Origin of the sequence: Streptomyces sp. UW30 (assembly GCF_008042075.1) — a bacterium.
GTDB lineage: Bacteria > Actinomycetota > Actinomycetes > Streptomycetales > Streptomycetaceae > Streptomyces.
Genome location: NZ_RDBN01000037.1, coordinates 425,256 through 442,949 on the forward strand (window position 1 = coordinate 425,256; position 17,694 = coordinate 442,949).

Consider the following 17,694-nt stretch of genomic DNA (forward strand, 5'->3'; position numbering starts at 1 on the left):
CTCAAGGCACTGCGCAAGGTCACCGAGGGCAAGGTGCACGTCGTGCTCGGCTGCGGTGGGGACCGCGACAAGACCAAGCGGGAGCCGATGGGCGCCGCCGCGGCCCGGCTCGCCGACACCGCCGTACTGACCTCCGACAACCCCCGCTCCGAGGCGGGTACGCCCGGTACGCTCACCGCCGTGCCACACGCTGATCAGTCCCAAACCACCCAGAAGGGGCATCCTGTGACGTATCCGGGACCGCCCAGGCCGGCGCAGGTCTCCGCCACACCCCTCGCGGAACTCGCCGACCAGTTGGGTGTCCCCGCGCCGCAGCCCACGGACGGTTCCGCCGAGGTCACGGGCATCACCCATGACTCGCGCGCCGTCCGCCCCGGCGACCTGTACGCCGCACTCCCAGGTGCCCGTATGCACGGCGCCGACTTCGTGACGCAGGCCGCGGGCCTTGGCGCGGCCGCCGTGCTGACCGACCCGACCGGCGCCGAGCGCGCCGCGCAGACCGGCCTGCCGGTCCTGGTCGTCGAGAACCCGCGCGGGCAAATGGGCGAACTGGCGGCCACGATCTACGGCCACCCCGGCCGCGATCTCCTCCAGATCGGCATCACCGGCACCTCCGGCAAGACGACGACGGCCTACCTCGTCGAGGGCGGCCTGAAGACGCTCCGGTCGACCGGGCTGATCGGCACGGTCGAGATGCGCATCGGCGACGAGCGCATCAAGTCCGAGCGCACCACCCCCGAGGCCACCGACCTCCAGGCCCTGTTCGCCGTCATGCGCGAACGCGGCGTCGAGGCGGTCGCCATGGAGGTCTCCAGCCACGCCCTGGTGCTCGGCCGGGTCGACGGCTGCGTCTTCGACGTCGCCGTCTTCACCAACCTCAGCCCGGAGCACATGGAGTTCCACTCCGACATGGAGGACTACTTCCGGGCCAAGGCGCAGCTGTTCACGCCGAAACGCAGCAGACTCGGCGTGGTCAACCTCGACGACGAGTACGGCCGCAGGCTCGCCAAGGAGGCCGCAGTCCCGGTCGTCACCTTCTCCGCAGAGGGCCACCCGGACGCCGACTGGCGCGCCGAGGACGTCGAGATCGGCCCCATGGACGCGACGTTCACGGTGATCGGCCCCAAGGACGAGCGCATCACCGCCACTTCGCCGCTGCCGGGCCCCTTCAACGTGGCGAACACCCTCGCCGCCATCGTCTCCCTGGCCGCCGCCGGCCTCGACGCGCAGACCGCCGCCGACGGCGTCGCCGCCGTGCCGGGCGTGCCGGGCCGTCTGGAGCGCGTGGACGCCGGGCAGCCGTATCTCGCGGTCGTGGACTACGCCCACAAGACCGACGCCGTCGAGTCGGTGCTCAAGGCACTGCGCAAGGTCACCGAGGGCAAGGTGCACGTCGTGCTCGGCTGCGGTGGGGACCGCGACAAGACCAAGCGGGAGCCGATGGGCGCCGCCGCGGCCCGGCTCGCCGACACCGCCGTACTGACCTCCGACAACCCCCGCTCCGAGGACCCCCTCGCGATCCTCGCAACCATGCTCCAGGGCGCGGCGTCCGTGCCAGTACACGAGCGTGGCGAGGTCCAGGTCTTCGAGGACCGGGCCGCCGCGATCGCCGCAGCCGTCGCGCGCGCCCAGCCCGGCGACACGGTGCTGGTCGCGGGCAAGGGCCATGAGCAGGGCCAGGACATCGCCGGAGTGGTCCGTCCCTTCGACGACCGCCAGGTGCTTCGCGAAGCTATCCAGAAGACCCAGGGATGAACTTGTGATCGCCCTCTCTCTCGCCGAGATCGCAGAAGTCGTCGGCGGGCAGACGCACGACATACCGGATCCGTCGGTCCGGGTCACCGGATCCGTCGTCCGGGACTCCCGTGAGGTGGAGTCCGGCAGCCTCTTCGTCGCCTTTGCCGGCGAGCGCGTGGACGGCCACGACTTCGCGGAGGCCGTCGTGGCGGCCGGCGCGGTCGCCGTACTGGGCTCGCGTCCCGTGGGTGTGCCCGCGATCGTCGTGCCGGACGTCCAGAAGGCTCTCGGCGCCCTCGCCCGGCACGTCGTACAGCGGCTCGGTACGACCCTCGTGGCGCTGACCGGCTCGGCGGGCAAGACCAGCACCAAGGACCTGATCGCCCAGGTGCTCCAGCGCAAGGCGCCGACGGTGTTCACGCCCGGCTCGCTCAACAACGAGATCGGGCTGCCGCTCACCGCCCTGACCGCCACCGAGGAGACGAAGTTCCTCGTGCTGGAGATGGGCGCCCGCGGCATCGGCCACATCCGCTACCTCACCGATCTGACGCCCCCGAAGATCGGCCTCGTGCTCAACGTCGGCACCGCCCACATCGGCGAGTTCGGCGGCCGCGAGCAGATCGCGCAGGCCAAGGGGGAGATCGTCGAGGCCCTCCCGTCGGCGAGTGAGGGCGGCGCGGCGATCCTCAACGCCGACGATCCCCTCGTACGCGCCATGGCGTCCCGTACGAAGGCGAAGGTGATCCTTTTCGGAGAGTCCGGCGAAGCGGACGTACGCGCCGAGAACGTCCGACTCACGGACAGCGGACAGCCTTCCTTCATGCTTCACACACCCTCCGGGTGCAGCGATGTGACCATGCGCCTGTACGGTGAGCACCACGTGTCGAACGCGCTCGCCGCGGCCGCCGTCGCCCATGAGCTGGGCATGTCCGTCGTTGAGATCGCCACCGCGCTCTCCGAGGCGGGCTCCCTCTCCCGCTGGCGTATGGAGGTCACCGAGCGCCCGGACGGCGTGACCATCGTCAACGACGCCTACAACGCGAACCCCGAGTCCATGCGGGCCGCCCTCAGGGCGCTGGCGGCCATGGGCCGGGGGCGGCGGACCTGGGCGGTGCTCGGCAAGATGGCCGAGCTCGGGGACGAGGCCCTCGCCGAGCACGACGCGGTCGGACGGCTCGCCGTCCGGCTCAACGTCAGCAAGCTCGTCGCGGTCGGGGACAGAGAAGCGTCCTGGCTGCAACTGGGCGCATATAACGAGGGTTCGTGGGGTGAGGAGTCGGTGCACGTGTCCGACGCACAGGCGGCGGTCGACCTGTTGCGCAGCGAGTTGCGCCCGGGGGACGTCGTACTCGTGAAGGCGTCCCGTTCGGTCGGTCTGGAGAGTGTCGCCGAGGCACTGCTCGCGGGCGGTACCGAGGGTGAGGTTGCCGCCCGATGATGAATCAGATCCTGTTCTCAGGAGTCATTGGTCTCTTCCTGACCCTGATCGGCACCCCGTTGCTGATCAAGCTGCTGGCCCGCAAGGGCTACGGCCAGTACATCCGGGACGACGGCCCGCGTGAGCATCACGCCAAGCGCGGTACGCCGACCATGGGTGGTATCGCCTTCATCCTGGCGACGATCGCCGCGTACTTCCTGTCCAAGCTGATCACCGGCAAGCCGCCGACGTTCTCCGGAATCCTGGTGATCGGTCTGATGGCCGGCATGGGTCTGGTCGGCTTCCTGGACGACTACATCAAGATCGTCAAGCGCCGCTCGCTGGGTCTGCGGGCCAAGGCCAAGATGGCCGGCCAGCTGTTCGGCGGTATCGCCTTCGCGGTGCTCTCGCTCCAGTTCGCGGACAACCGCGGCAACACCCCGGCGTCCACGAAGCTCTCCTTCGTGCAGGACTTCGGCTGGTCCATCGGCCCGGTGCTGTTCGTCGTCTGGGCGCTGTTCATGATCCTCGCCATGTCGAACGGCGTGAACCTGACGGACGGTCTGGACGGCCTCGCCACCGGCGCGTCCGTGCTGGTCTTCGGCGCCTACACCTTCATCGGCGTCTGGCAGTTCCAGGAGTCCTGCGCCAACGCGCAGATCCTGCCCAGCCCCAACGCCTGTTACGAGGTGCGGGATCCACTCGACCTCGCCGTCGTCTCTTCCGCGCTGATGGGCGCCTGCCTCGGCTTCCTCTGGTGGAACACGTCGCCCGCCAAGATCTTCATGGGTGACACCGGTTCGCTGGCCCTCGGTGGTGCGCTGGCGGGTCTCGCCATCTGCTCCCGCACCGAGCTGCTGCTCGCCATCCTCGGTGGCCTGTTCGTCCTGATCACCATGTCGGTGGTCATCCAGGTCGGCTCCTTCCGCCTCACCGGCAAGCGCGTCTTCCGAATGGCGCCACTCCAGCACCACTTCGAACTCAAGGGCTGGTCAGAAGTGCTCGTCGTGGTCCGATTCTGGATCATTCAGGGCATCTGTGTGATCGTCGGACTGGGTCTCTTCTACGCGGGATGGGCGGCGGAAAGGTGACCGACTGGCAGGGGAAGAACGTCACCGTCGCCGGACTCGGTGTCTCCGGGATCCCGGCGGCCAAGGTGCTGCACGGCCTCAGCGCGAAGGTCACCGTCGTCAACGACGGCGACGACGCACGCGCGCGTGCCCAGGCGGCCGAACTGGAGGCGCTGGGCATCGCCGTGCGCCTCGGTGACGGGGCGACCCTGCCCGAAGGCACCGAACTGATCGTCACCGCGCCCGGCTGGAAGCCGGACAAGCCGCTGTTCGCGGCGGCACGTGAAGCAGGCCTCGAGATCTGGGGCGACGTCGAACTCGCCTGGCGGCTGCGCGGCCCGGACGCCGCGCCCTGGCTCGCCGTCACCGGCACCAACGGCAAGACCACGACCGTCCAGATGCTGGCCTCGATCCTGAAGGCGGCGGGCCTGCGCACCGCCGCCGTGGGCAACATCGGCGTCTCGCTGCTGGACGCGGTGCTCGGCGAGGAGCAGTACGACGTCCTCGCCGTGGAGTTGTCCAGTTACCAGCTCCACTGGGCGCCCTCGCTGCGGGCACACTCGGCTGCCGTGCTGAACCTCGCGCCCGACCACCTCGACTGGCACGGCTCCATGGAGGCCTACGCCGCCGACAAGGGCCGCATCTACGAGGGCAACCGCGTCGCCTGTGTCTACAACGTCGCCGACAAGGCCACCGAGGACCTGGTGCGCGAGGCGGACGTCGAGGAGGGCTGCCGGGCCATCGGCTTCACGCTGGGCGCCCCGGCCCTGTCCCAACTGGGCGTCGTCGACGGCATCCTCGTCGACCGCGCCTTCGTCGAAAACCGGCAGAAGAACGCCCAGGAGCTCGCCGAGGTCTCCGACGTCAACCCGCCGGCCCCGCACAACATCGCCAACGCCCTTGCGGCGGCGGCCCTCGCCCGGGCCTTCGGGGTGCCCCCCACGGCCGTACGGGACGGCCTGCGGGCCTTCACCCCGGACGCCCACCGCATCGCGCACGTCGCGGACGTGGACGGGGTCGCCTACGTCGACGACTCCAAGGCCACCAACACGCACGCGGCGGAAGCCTCGTTGGCCGCCTACGAGTCCATCGTGTGGATCGCGGGCGGGCTCGCCAAGGGCGCCGTGTTCGAGGAGCTGGTCGCCAAGTCGGCGGGGCGCCTGCGCGCCGCCGTGCTCATCGGCGCGGATCGCGGCCTGATCCGGGAAGCCCTGGCGCGACACGCGCCGGAAGTACCCGTCGTCGACCTCGACCGGACCGACACTGGGGCGATGCTCGCGGCAGTCCAGGAGGCCCGGCGACTCGCTGTTGCCGGAGACACGGTGCTCTTGGCACCTGCTTGTGCCTCGATGGACATGTTCGCCAACTACAACCAGCGCGGTGACGCGTTCGCGGAGGCGGTTCGCGAACTCGGCGCGGGCGCCTGACGGCGGGTCTCGGCCACAGCGGGTGCTTCGGGACCCTTGGAGGGACGCGTGACTCGGATGTGGCTGGACGGTACGTACGCCCACGGCGGGGCGGTGAGCGCCGATGCCCGGTAGCCGTACGGGCCGGCCGCCCGTGCAGCGAACCGTTCGGCGGCCCGTCACCGCGGGACCGCCGCGCGACAACGCGGTACGCCGGCTCCACACGCGCCTGCAGCGGGCGTGGGACCGGCCGCTGACCGCGTACTACCTCATTCTCGGCGGCAGCCTGCTGATCACGGTGCTGGGTCTGGTGATGGTCTACTCGGCCTCGCAGGTCACCGCGCTGCAGATGTCGCTGCCCGGGTCGTACTTCTTCCGCAAGCAGGTGCTGGCCGCGCTGATCGGCGCCGGGCTGCTGTTCGCAGCCTCCCGGATGCCCGTGAAGCTGCACCGGGCGCTGGCCTATCCGATCCTCGCGGGCGCCGTCTTCATGATGGCGCTGGTGCAGGTGCCCGGGATAGGAGTCGCGGTCAACGGCAACCAGAACTGGATCGCCCTCGGCGGCTCCTTCCAGATCCAGCCCAGCGAGTTCGGCAAGCTCGCGCTGGTGCTGTGGGGCGCCGACCTGATCGCCCGCAAGCAGGACAAGAAGCTGCTGAACCAGTGGAAGCACATGCTGGTGCCGCTCGTGCCGGTCGCCTTCATGCTGCTCGGGCTGATCATGCTCGGCGGCGACATGGGCACGGCGATCATCCTGTCGGCGATCCTGTTCGGCCTGTTGTGGCTGGCGGGCGCGCCGACCAGGCTGTTCGTGGGGGTCCTGTCGGTCGCCGGTCTGATCGGACTCGTCCTGATCAAGACCAGCGAGAACCGCATGGCCCGACTGCAGTGCCTCGGCGCCACCGAGCCGCGCAGCGGCGCCGTCGACTGCTGGCAGGCCGTGCACGGGATCTACGCGCTGGCGTCCGGCGGAATCTTCGGATCCGGGCTGGGTGCGAGTGTGGAGAAATGGGGCCAACTCCCCGAAGCCCACACCGACTTCATCTTCGCCGTCACCGGTGAGGAACTGGGCCTGGCGGGGACGCTGTCGGTGCTCGCCCTCTTCGCGGCTCTAGGCTATGCGGGTATCCGCGTGGCCGGACGCACGGAGGACCCCTTCGTGAGGTACGCCGCGGGAGGCGTGACCACCTGGATCACCGCGCAAGCAGTGATCAACATCGGTGCGGTGCTCGGCCTGCTGCCGATCGCCGGCGTCCCCCTGCCGCTGTTCTCGTACGGAGGTTCCGCCCTGTTGCCGACCATGTTCGCCATCGGGCTGCTGATCGCCTTCGCACGCGACGAGCCCGCTGCGCGGGCAGCGCTTTCCGTGCGGCAACCCCGCTTTGGTAGAAAGCGTGCGGGAGGCGCCGTGCGTGACCGGGGGCCTCGGAGATGGAACACGATGCGACGGCGTGCCTCGGCGGCGCGTTCGTCCGGAGAGCGGTGAATTTCGGTGCATGTCGTACTCGCCGGTGGGGGGACCGCCGGCCACATCGAGCCCGCGCTCGCCCTCGCGGATGCCCTGCGCAGGCAGGACCCGACCGTGGGGATCACGGCCCTGGGCACGGAGCGCGGCCTGGAGACCAAGCTCGTACCGCAGCGGGGCTATGAGCTCGCGCTGATCCCTGCGGTACCGCTGCCGCGCAAGCCCACTCCCGAGCTGATCACCGTCCCGGGCCGGCTGCGCGGCACGATCAAGGCGACCGAGCAGATCCTGGAGCGCACCAAGGCGGACGCCGTCGTGGGCTTCGGCGGCTATGTCGCCCTGCCCGGCTACCTCGCCGCCAAGCGCCTCGGCGTGCCGATCATCATCCACGAGGCCAACGCCCGCCCGGGCCTGGCCAACAAGATCGGTTCGCGCTACGCCAGCCAGGTCGCCGTCTCCACGCCGGACAGCAAGCTGCGGGGCGCGCGTTACATCGGCATCCCGCTGCGCCGCACCATCGCCACCCTCGACCGGGCCGCCGTCCGCCCCGAGGCCCGCGCGATGTTCGGACTCGACCCGAACCTGCCCACGCTGCTGGTCTCCGGCGGCTCGCAGGGCGCCCGGCGGCTGAACGAGGTCGTCCAGCAGGTCGCGCCCTGGCTCCAGCAGGCCGGAATCCAGATCCTGCACGCGGTCGGTCCGAAGAACGAACTGCCGCAGGTTCATCAGATGCCGGGGATGCCCCCCTACATCCCGGTAAGTTACTTGGACCGGATGGACCTCGCGTACGCCGCGGCCGACCTGATGCTCTGCCGTGCGGGCGCGATGACCGYCGCCGAACTCTCCGCCGTCGGGCTCCCGGCCGCCTATGTCCCGCTGCCCATCGGCAACGGCGAACAGCGGCTGAACGCCCAGCCGGTGGTCAAGGCCGGCGGCGGTCTGCTGGTCGACGACGCGGAACTCACGCCCGAATGGGTGCAGCAGAACGTCCTGCCCGTGCTCGCCGACCCGCACCGGCTGTACGAGATGTCCCGCGCCGCAAGCGAGTTCGGCCGCCGGGACGCCGACGACCTGCTCGTCGGCATGGTGTACGAGGCGATCGCCTCGCAGCGCCGCAAGTAACCGTATGACGGAGGGCAGGGAGCGTGGCCGGACCGACGACCGCCGAGCGCGGTGAACGCCAGCAGGAGTCGTCCGACCCGCCCCTCGCCCGGCGGCGGTTGAGACTGCCACGCCTTCGTACGATCATCATCCTTACCGTGCTCCTCGTACTCCTGGCCGCGGGCTCCGTCTGGCTGCTGTACGGCTCCAAATACCTGCGCCTGGAGCGCGTATCGGTCGCCGGGACCCGGGTTCTGACGCCCGCGCAGGTCCGCGAGGCGGCCGATGTCCCCGTCGGGGCGCCACTGATTTCCGTCGACACGGATGCGATTGAGGCGCGACTGCGCCGGAAATTGCCCAGAATTGACGAGGTTGACGTGGTCCGTTCGTGGCCCCATGGAATCAGCCTGAAAGTGATGGAGCGCACTCCGGTTCTGGTGGTGCAAAAAGGCGGAAAGTTCATCGAAGTGGACGATGAAGGTGTCCGTTTCGCCACGGTTTCCGTGCCCCCGAAAGGTGTTCCCGCACTGGAATTGACGGTGTCCCGGTCTAGCTCCGCCGCCGCGAGCCTKCGCCGTTTCTCGGAGAGCCGTCTGGTGCGGGAGGCGGTGCGGGTCGCCGGCGCCATTCCGGCCGCCGTCGCCCGCGACACCCTGGTCGTCAAGGTCCGTTCCTACGACGACATCTCGCTGGAGTTGAGGGACGGCCGGATCGTCTCGTGGGGGAGTGGCGAGAAGGGGGCGGCGAAGGCTCGCACACTCACCGCTCTCATGAAAGCCTCGCCGCGTGCCCGGCACTTCGATGTCAGCGTTCCCACCGCCCCTGCGTCATCGGGGAGTTGACGCACATCTGCGCAGGCCAGCACCCTGGTTGGGCAGCGACATGGCTGATCACATAGGGTGAAAAGAAAAACGGGAGGTTCGGCGTGTTCGTTGAACGTGCGCCACTTGTCGACTTAGTGTCCTGTTCAGAAGACTTCAAGGAACAGACACACTGGTAACCCTAAACTTCAGGGTTAGGGTTCGGGTCGGCGCTACGGACCGTCCCATTCGGCATCAGTCGTCGGTTCACGAAGCAGAGAGCTTCCCGTGATCCGACGACCCGTAACTCGAGGCGAGAGGCCTTCGACGTGGCAGCACCGCAGAACTACCTCGCAGTCATCAAAGTCATCGGTGTCGGCGGCGGTGGTGTCAATGCCATCAACCGGATGATCGAGGTCGGTCTCAAGGGCGTCGAGTTCATCGCTATCAACACCGACGCGCAAGCTCTGTTGATGAGCGACGCCGACGTCAAGCTCGACGTCGGCCGTGAACTCACCCGCGGACTCGGCGCCGGAGCCAACCCGGCCGTCGGCCGCAAGGCCGCCGAGGACCACCGCGAGGAGATCGAGGAGGTCCTCAAGGGGGCCGACATGGTCTTCGTGACGGCCGGTGAAGGCGGCGGCACCGGCACCGGCGGCGCGCCGGTCGTGGCCAACATCGCCCGCTCCCTGGGTGCCCTCACCATCGGCGTGGTCACGCGGCCCTTCACCTTCGAGGGACGGCGCCGCGCCAACCAGGCCGAGGACGGCATCGCCGAGCTCCGCGAAGAGGTCGACACCCTCATCGTCATCCCGAACGACCGGCTGCTGTCCATCTCGGACCGCCAGGTCTCGGTGCTCGACGCCTTCAAGTCGGCCGACCAGGTCCTCCTCTCCGGTGTCCAGGGCATCACCGACCTCATCACCACCCCGGGCCTCATCAACCTCGACTTCGCCGACGTCAAGTCGGTCATGTCCGAGGCCGGTTCGGCCCTCATGGGCATCGGCTCGGCCCGCGGCGACGACCGCGCGGTCGCCGCGGCCGAGATGGCGATCTCCTCGCCGCTCCTGGAGGCGTCCATCGACGGCGCCCGGGGCGTGCTGCTCTCCATCTCCGGCGGCTCCGACCTCGGCCTGTTCGAGATCAACGAGGCCGCCCAGCTGGTCAGCGAGGCCGCCCACCCCGAGGCCAACATCATCTTCGGCGCGGTCATCGACGACGCCCTCGGCGACGAGGTCCGGGTCACCGTGATCGCCGCCGGCTTCGACGGCGGCCAGCCGCCGGCCCGCCGGGACAACGTCCTCGGCTCGACCTCTTCCTCGGCCCGCCGCGAGGAGCCCACTCCGGTACGCCAGCCCGAGTCCCGCCCGTCCTTCGGCTCGCTCGGCAGCGTCACGCCGAAGGAGGACCCGGAGCCCGCGCCGGAGCCGGTGGCCGACATCCCGGTCGCCCCGCCGGTCCCGCCGTCGCGGACCTACGCCGACAGCGCGGCGGAAGAGCTGGACGTCCCGGACTTCCTTAAGTGATCCTTCAGACGTGATAGGACAGCGCGACACCGTGAGCGGCGCGCACTTCGCTTTCACCGACCGGTGGGGCGGGGTGAGCGCCGCTCCGTATGAGGAGCTCAACCTCGGCGGAGCGGTCGGCGACGAAGCCGAGGCCGTACTGAGGAACCGAGAGCTCGCCGCCAAGTCGCTCGGGCTCGATCCGGGCGACGTCGTCTGGATGAACCAGGTGCACGGGACGGATGTCGCCGTGGTCGACGGACCATGGCGTGATCGTCCGGTGCCCGAGGTCGACGCGATCGTCACCGCGCGGCGGGGTCTCGCCCTCGCCGTTCTCACGGCCGACTGCGTACCGGTCCTGCTGGCCGACCCGGTCGCCGGGATCGCCGCCGCGGCCCACGCGGGCCGGCCGGGCATGACCGCCGGGGTCGTACCGGCCACGCTACGCGCGATGACGGAGCTCGGCGCCGACCCCGCACGGATCGTCGCCCGCACCGGCCCCGCCGTCTGCGGCCGGTGCTACGAGGTGCCGGAGGCGATGCGTGCCGAGGTGGCGGCCGGGGAGCCGACGGCGTACGCCGAAACCAGCTGGGGCACTCCGGCGGTGGACGTGGCTGCCGGGGTGCACGACCAGCTCGCGCGGCTCGGAGTGCGCGACCGGGAGCAGTCGCCGGTGTGCACGCTGGAGTCGGTCGACCACTTCTCGTACCGCCGCGACCGCACCACGGGGCGGCTCGCGGGCTATGTCTGGCTGGACTGAATGGACATGACGGACCGTAAGGACGAACTCGCCGCGAACCTGGCGAAGGTGGAGGAACGAATCGCCGCCGCCTGCGCGGCCGCCGGGCGCGCCCGCGAGGAGGTGACCCTGATCGTGGTCACCAAGACCTACCCCGCGGGCGATGTGCGGATCCTGTCGGAGCTCGGTGTGCGCCACGTCGCCGAGAACCGCGATCAGGACGCGGCACCGAAGGCCGCCGAATGTACGGATCTGCCCCTTGCGTGGCATTTCGTGGGCCAGTTGCAGACCAACAAGGTGCGGTCCGTGGTCGGTTACGCGGATCTCGTGCAGTCCGTCGATCGTTCCAAGCTGGTGACGGCCCTGTCGAAGGAGGCCGTGCAGCAGGAGCGCGAGGTGGGCTGTCTCATCCAGGTGGCCCTGGACGCGGGAGAGAGTGCGAGAGGTGAGAGGGGTGGCGTGGCGCCCGGCGGGATCGCGGAGTTGGCCGACCTCGTCGCGCAGGCTCCGGGGCTGCGGCTCGACGGGCTCATGACCGTCGCTCCGCTTACCGGGGAGTACGCAGGGCACCAACAGGCGGCGTTCGAGCGGTTGATGGATTTGTCGACCGACCTGCGCCGAGCCCATCCGACTGCGAACATGGTGTCGGCAGGGATGAGTGCGGATCTCGAAGAGGCGGTGGCGGCGGGTGCGACACATGTGCGCGTCGGCACTGCGGTACTCGGAGTCCGCCCCAGGCTCGGGTAACGTCGCCAAGAAGTCGGACCACAGCAGAAAATATGGTCAATGTCGCCGAAAGGCGGGCGTAACGACCGTGTGGATCACAGGCACTTGGCAGTCGCCGATCCACCACAGAGCGGAGGACTCAGAGCATGGCCGGCGCGATGCGCAAGATGGCGGTCTACCTCGGCCTCGTGGAGGACGATGGGTACGACGGCCGGGGGTTCGACCCCGATGACGACTTCGAGCCCGAACTGGACCCGGAGCCCGAGCGGGACCACCGACGGCACGAGCCGTCACACCAGTCGCACAGTGCACATCAGTCCCAAAGGGACGAAGAGGTGCGAATCGTCCAGCCGCCCGCGCCTCGTGAGCCTGTGGCCCGTGCGACTTCGCTACCCGCGGAATCCGGCCGTCCGGCGCGCATTGCGCCCGTGGCGTCCATCACACAAGAACGCGCAAGCCTGGAGAAGAACGCACCGGTGATCATGCCCAAGGTCGTGTCGGAACGAGAGCCGTACCGGATCACCACACTTCACCCGCGGACCTACAACGAGGCCCGTACCATCGGGGAACACTTCCGTGAAGGCACCCCGGTGATCATGAATCTGACTGAGATGGACGACACAGACGCGAAGCGACTTGTCGACTTTGCGGCTGGTTTGGTGTTTGGTCTTCACGGCAGCATCGAGCGGGTGACGCAGAAGGTGTTCCTGTTGTCGCCTGCTAACGTCGATGTCACGGCGGAGGACAAGGCCCGCATCGCAGAGGGCGGGTTCTTCAACCAGAGCTGAGACGCACCACCGGAAGAACAGCACGGAACTGGGAAACAGGGGAGAGGGACGCACCAGTCATGAGCGTGGTTATGCAGGTTCTCTACATCGCGCTGATGGTGTTCCTCATCGTGCTCATCTTCCGGTTGGTCATGGACTACGTCTTCCAGTTCGCCCGCTCATGGCAACCCGGCAAGGCGATGGTGGTCGTTCTGGAGGCCACCTACACTGTCACTGATCCACCGCTGAAGCTTCTGCGGCGGTTCATCCCGCCGCTGCGTCTCGGGGGCGTGGCGCTCGACCTGTCCTTCTTCGTACTGATGATCATCGTCTACATCCTGATCACCGTTGTACGGAGCGCGATGTGAACGATGTGACAGATACGGTCTTGCCGACTGCCGACGACTACGTTGAGGTGAAGAGATGCCGTTGACCCCCGAGGACGTGCGGAACAAGCAGTTCACGACCGTCCGCCTCCGAGAAGGCTATGACGAGGACGAGGTCGATGCCTTCCTCGATGAGGTCGAAGCCGAACTGACCCGCCTGCTCCGCGAGAACGAGGACCTGCGCGCCAAGCTGGCCGCGGCGACGCGTGCTGCTGCCCAGAACCAGCAGAACATGCGCAAGCCTCCGGAGGGTCCCGGCGGTCCGGACCAGCAGGGCGGAATGCCCCAGCAGGGCGGTATGCCCCAGGGCGGAATGCCTCAGCAGGGCGGCATGCCGCAGCAGGGCATGCGCGGTCCCGGGTCTCCCGTACCCGCCGGCATATCGGGCCCGCCGCAGCAGCAGATGGGTGGCCCCATGGGTGGTCCGCCCCAGCTGCCGAGCGGTGCCCCGCAGCTGCCCGCCGGTCCCGGCGGTCAGGGTGGCCCTCAGGGTCCCGGTCCGATGGGCCAGGGTCCGGGGCCGATGGGCCAGCCCCCCATGCAGCAGATGGGCGGCCCCATGGGCGGTCCGATGGGTGGCCCGATGGGCGGTCCCGGTCAGGGCGGCCCCGGCGGCGACAGCGCCGCGCGCGTTCTGTCGCTCGCGCAGCAGACCGCCGACCAGGCGATCGCGGAGGCCCGTTCCGAGGCCAACAAGATCGTCGGCGAGGCGCGTTCGCGTGCCGAGGGTCTTGAGCGTGACGCCCGTGCCAAGGCGGACGCCCTGGAGCGGGACGCGCAGGAGAAGCACCGCGTCGCGATGGGCTCCCTGGAGTCCGCCCGCGCCACGCTGGAGCGCAAGGTCGAGGACCTGCGCGGCTTCGAGCGCGAGTACCGCACGCGGCTGAAGTCCTACCTCGAGTCCCAGCTGCGCCAGTTGGAGACCCAGGCGGACGACTCGCTCGCCCCGCCGCGCACTCCGGCCACCGCGTCCCTCCCGCCGTCCCCGGCGCCCTCCATGGCTCCGGCCGGCGCGAGTGCCCCGTCCTACGGCGGCAACCAGACGATGGGCGGCGCCCCGTCCCCGGCTGCTCCGTCCTACGGCGGTCAGCAGCAGATGTCCCCGGCGATGACCCAGCCGATGGCGCCGGTCCGGCCGCAGGGTCCGGGCCCCATGGGCCAGGCCCCGTCGCCGATGCGCGGGTTCCTCATCGACGAGGACGACAACTGACGGTTGGTAGTACGCCGTAGGTGTCGGCAGCGTTCAGGGCGGGGCCCCGGATTTTGATCCGGGGCCCCGCCCTTTTGCTACGCCTGTGCATGGTGTTTACGGTGTTTGTTCGGAGCTGGGTGTGATGTCCGACGCACGCAACGCCGAAGGCCCGGGACCACCAAGATTCTTTGGCGGTCCCGGGCCTTCGGTCGTGCTCTGCCCTTCGGCTACACCTTGCGCAGGCGGAACGTCAGGGTCAGGCCCTCGTCCGTGAACGGGGCGCCGTAGGTGTCGTCCGCCTCGCCCTGGCCGAAGTCCGTCGCCAGGACCTCGTCGGCGATCAGCTCGGCGTGCTCGCTCAGTGCCGCGATCGTCGCCGGGTCCGTCGCCGTCCAGCGCAGGGCGATGCGGTCGGCCACGTCCAGGCCGCTGTTCTTGCGAGCCTCCTGGATCAGGCGGATCGCGTCACGGGCCAGGCCCGCGCGGCGCAGCTCCTCCGTGATCTCCAGGTCCAGGGCGACTGTGGCACCCGAGTCGGACGCCACCGACCAGCCCTCGCGCGGGGTCTCCGTGATGATCACCTCGTCCGGTGCCAGCGTGACCGTCTCGCCGTCGACCTCCACCGACGCCGTGCCCTCGCGCAGGGCCAGGGACAGCGCCGCCGCGTCCGCGTTCGCGACGGCCTTCGCCACGTCCTGGACGCGCTTGCCGAAACGCTTGCCCAGGGCGCGGAAGTTGGCCTTGGCGGTGGTGTCCACCAGGCTGCCGCCGACCTCGGAGAGGGACGCGAGCGAGCTCACGTTCAGCTCCTCCGTGATCTGCGCGTGCAGTTCACGGTCGAGGGCGTCGAAGCCCGTCGCCGCGATGAGCGCACGGGACAGCGGCTGACGGGTCTTCACGCCCGACTCCGCGCGCGTGGCACGGCCCAGCTCGACCAGCCGGCGCACCAGGACCATCTGCTTCGACAGCTCCGGGTCGATCGCCGACAGGTCCGCCTGCGGCCAGGAGGCCAGGTGGACCGACTCCGGAGCGCCGGGGGTGACCGGGACGATCAGGTCCTGCCATACCCGCTCGGTGATGAACGGGGTCAGCGGGGCCATCAGCCTGGTGACCGTCTCGACGACCTCGTGCAGCGTGCGCAGCGCCGCCTTGTCGCCCTGCCAGAAGCGGCGACGCGAGCGGCGGACGTACCAGTTCGACAGGTCGTCGACGAACGCCGAGAGCAGCTTGCCGGCGCGCTGGGTGTCGTAGGCGTCCAGGGACTGGGTCATCTGGTCGACCAGCGCGTGCAGTTCGGACAGCAGCCAGCGGTCCAGGACCGGGCGGTCGGCCGGGGCCGGGTCGGCCGCGGACGGCGCCCAGTTCGACGTGCGGGCGTACAGGGCCTGGAAGGCGACTGTGTTCCAGTAGGTGAGGAGGGTCTTGCGCACCACCTCCTGGATCGTGCCGTGGCCCACGCGGCGTGCCGCCCACGGGGAGCCGCCGGCCGCCATGAACCAGCGCACCGCGTCGGCGCCGTGCTGGTCCATCAGCGGGATCGGCTGGAGGATGTTGCCCAGGTGCTTGGACATCTTGCGGCCGTCCTCGGCGAGGATGTGGCCGAGGCACACGACGTTCTCGTACGACGACTTGTCGAAGACCAGCGTGCCGACCGCCATCAGCGTGTAGAACCAGCCGCGGGTCTGGTCGATGGCCTCGGAGATGAACTGCGCCGGGTAGCGGCTCTCGAACAGTTCCTTGTTCTTGTACGGGTAGCCCCACTGCGCGAACGGCATCGAACCCGAGTCGTACCAGGCGTCGATGACCTCCGGCACGCGCGTGGCCGTCTTGGCGCACTGCGGGCAGTCGAAGGTGACGTCGTCGATGTACGGGCGGTGCGGGTCGAGGTTCGACTGGTCGGTGCCGGTCAGCTCGGTGAGCTCCGCGCGGGAGCCGACGACCGTCAGGTGGTCGTCCTCGCAGCGCCAGATCGGCAGCGGGGTGCCCCAGTAGCGGTTGCGGGAGAGCGCCCAGTCGACGTTGTTCTGCAGCCAGTCGCCGAAGCGGCCGTGCTTGACCGTCCCGGGGAACCAGTTGGTCCGCTCGTTCTCCTCGAGGAGACGGTCCTTGATGGCCGTGGTGCGGATGTACCAGGACGGCTGCGCGTAGTAGAGGAGCGCGGTGTGGCAGCGCCAGCAGTGCGGGTAGCTGTGCTCGTACGGGATGTGCTTGAAGAGCAGACCGCGCTGCTGGAGGTCCTCGGTGAGCTGTTCGTCCGCCTTCTTGAAGAAGACGCCGCCGACCAGCGGGACGTCCTCCTCGAAGGTGCCGTCCGGGCGGACCGGATTCACGACGGGCAGGCCGTACGCGCGGCAGACCTTCAGGTCGTCCTCGCCGAAGGCGGGGGACTGGTGGACCAGACCCGTGCCGTCCTCGGTCGTGACGTAGTCGGCGTTCACCACGTAGTGGGTGCCGCCCTCGGTCTCCGGGAACTCGACCAGCTCGAAGGGGCGCTGATACGTCCAGCGCTCCATCTCGGCGCCCGTGAAGGACTGGCCGGTGGTCTCCCAGCCCTCACCGAGGGCCTTGGTGAGAAGCGGCTCGGCGACGACGAGCTTCTCTTCACCGTTCGTCGCGACGACGTAGGTGACCTCGGGGTGCGCGGCCACGGCCGTGTTGGACACGAGGGTCCAGGGCGTGGTCGTCCACACCAGGAGCGCGGCCTCGCCGGCGAGCGGGCCGGAGGTGAGCGGGAAACGGACGTACACCGACGGGTCGACGACCGTCTCGTAGCCCTGGGCCAGCTCGTGGTCGGACAGGCCGGTGCCGCAGCGCGGGCACCAGGGGGCGACGCGGTGATCCTGGACCAGCAGGCCCTTGTTGAAGATCTCCTTGAGCGACCACCAGACGGACTCGATGTACTCGGGCTCCATCGTGACGTACGCGTCGTCGAGGTCGACCCAGTAGCCCATGCGGGTCGTCAGGTCGGAGAAGGCGTCGGTGTGGCGCAGCACGGACTCGCGGCACTTGGCGTTGAACTCGGCGATGCCGAACGCCTCGATGTCCTTCTTGCCGGAGAAGCCGAGCTCCTTCTCGACCGCGAGCTCCACCGGGAGGCCGTGGCAGTCCCAGCCGGCCTTGCGGGCCACGTGGTAGCCGCGCATGGTGCGGAAGCGGGGGAAGACGTCCTTGAAGACGCGGGCCTCGATGTGGTGGGCGCCGGGCATGCCGTTGGCGGTGGGCGGGCCCTCGTAGAACACCCACTCGGGGCGGCCCTCGGACTGCTCCAGGGTCTTGGCGAAGATCTTCTGCTCGCGCCAGAAGTCGAGCACCGCGTGCTCGAGTGCGGGCAGGTCGACCTGGGCGGGCACCTGGCGGTACGTCGGCGTTGTCATCAGCGAGCT

14 protein-coding genes are annotated in these 17,694 nt (G+C 69.4%); 13 read left to right on the forward strand and 1 reads right to left on the reverse strand.

Annotated elements, in window-relative coordinates; genetic code table 11:
* The 13 genes from EAO75_RS20545 to EAO75_RS20605 all read left to right on the forward strand — a co-directional run.
* Window positions 1-1,755 (forward strand): UDP-N-acetylmuramoyl-L-alanyl-D-glutamate--2,6-diaminopimelate ligase (locus tag EAO75_RS20545; RefSeq protein ID WP_147996528.1); only part of this gene is annotated, 1,755 nt, incomplete at its 5' end.
* A 4-nt stretch (window positions 1,756-1,759) separates the two neighbouring features.
* Window positions 1,760-3,175 (forward strand): UDP-N-acetylmuramoyl-tripeptide--D-alanyl-D-alanine ligase, encoded by a 1,416-nt coding sequence (gene murF / locus EAO75_RS20550; protein ID WP_147996529.1) that lies wholly within the window; start codon window positions 1,760-1,762, stop codon window positions 3,173-3,175.
* Window positions 3,172-4,245 (forward strand): phospho-N-acetylmuramoyl-pentapeptide-transferase, encoded by a 1,074-nt coding sequence (gene mraY, locus EAO75_RS20555; RefSeq protein ID WP_147996530.1) that lies wholly within the window; start codon window positions 3,172-3,174, stop codon window positions 4,243-4,245. Before murF ends, mraY begins: the two co-directional genes overlap by 4 nt.
* Window positions 4,227-5,651: a UDP-N-acetylmuramoyl-L-alanine--D-glutamate ligase gene (gene murD / locus EAO75_RS20560; RefSeq protein ID WP_147996531.1), complete on the forward strand. Its 1,425-nt coding sequence runs from the start codon at window positions 4,227-4,229 to the stop codon at window positions 5,649-5,651. The genes mraY and murD overlap by 19 nt, the downstream gene beginning before the upstream one ends.
* Before the next feature lie 103 nt (window positions 5,652-5,754).
* Window positions 5,755-7,116, forward strand: coding sequence for a putative lipid II flippase FtsW (gene ftsW, locus EAO75_RS20565; RefSeq protein ID WP_147996532.1), 1,362 nt, complete (start codon window positions 5,755-5,757; stop codon window positions 7,114-7,116).
* A gap of 6 nt (window positions 7,117-7,122) precedes the next feature.
* The gene (gene murG / locus EAO75_RS20570) at window positions 7,123-8,217 is read left to right on the forward strand and encodes an undecaprenyldiphospho-muramoylpentapeptide beta-N-acetylglucosaminyltransferase (protein ID WP_147996533.1); all 1,095 of its coding nucleotides are present in this window, start codon (window positions 7,123-7,125) and stop codon (window positions 8,215-8,217) included.
* 23 nt (window positions 8,218-8,240) lie between these two features.
* Window positions 8,241-9,038 carry a cell division protein FtsQ/DivIB gene (locus tag EAO75_RS20575; protein WP_147996534.1) on the forward strand — a complete coding sequence of 266 codons (798 nt, stop codon included), beginning with the start codon at window positions 8,241-8,243 and terminating at the stop codon, window positions 9,036-9,038.
* A gap of 287 nt (window positions 9,039-9,325) precedes the next feature.
* A complete protein-coding gene (gene ftsZ / locus EAO75_RS20580; RefSeq protein WP_147996535.1) occupies window positions 9,326-10,522 on the forward strand; it encodes a cell division protein FtsZ in 1,197 nt (398 codons plus the stop codon).
* A gap of 10 nt (window positions 10,523-10,532) precedes the next feature.
* Window positions 10,533-11,261, forward strand: coding sequence for a peptidoglycan editing factor PgeF (pgeF, locus tag EAO75_RS20585; RefSeq protein WP_147996536.1), 729 nt, complete (start codon window positions 10,533-10,535; stop codon window positions 11,259-11,261).
* Window positions 11,262-11,267: 6 nt separating this feature from the next.
* Window positions 11,268-11,987, forward strand: a complete 720-nt coding sequence (locus EAO75_RS20590) for a YggS family pyridoxal phosphate-dependent enzyme (RefSeq protein ID WP_147996537.1) — start codon at window positions 11,268-11,270, stop codon at window positions 11,985-11,987.
* A 125-nt stretch (window positions 11,988-12,112) separates the two neighbouring features.
* A complete protein-coding gene (locus tag EAO75_RS20595; protein WP_030950524.1) occupies window positions 12,113-12,754 on the forward strand; it encodes a cell division protein SepF in 642 nt (213 codons plus the stop codon).
* A 59-nt stretch (window positions 12,755-12,813) separates the two neighbouring features.
* The gene (locus tag EAO75_RS20600) at window positions 12,814-13,101 is read left to right on the forward strand and encodes a YggT family protein (RefSeq protein WP_147996538.1); all 288 of its coding nucleotides are present in this window, start codon (window positions 12,814-12,816) and stop codon (window positions 13,099-13,101) included.
* A 55-nt stretch (window positions 13,102-13,156) separates the two neighbouring features.
* A complete protein-coding gene (locus EAO75_RS20605; protein WP_147996539.1) occupies window positions 13,157-14,329 on the forward strand; it encodes a DivIVA domain-containing protein in 1,173 nt (390 codons plus the stop codon).
* 209 nt (window positions 14,330-14,538) lie between these two features.
* Here the strand turns inward: EAO75_RS20605 and ileS are convergent, their stop codons facing one another.
* Window positions 14,539-17,685 (reverse strand): isoleucine--tRNA ligase, encoded by a 3,147-nt coding sequence (ileS, locus tag EAO75_RS20610; RefSeq protein WP_147996540.1) that lies wholly within the window; start codon window positions 17,683-17,685, stop codon window positions 14,539-14,541.
* Window positions 17,686-17,694: the final 9 nt, after the last annotated feature.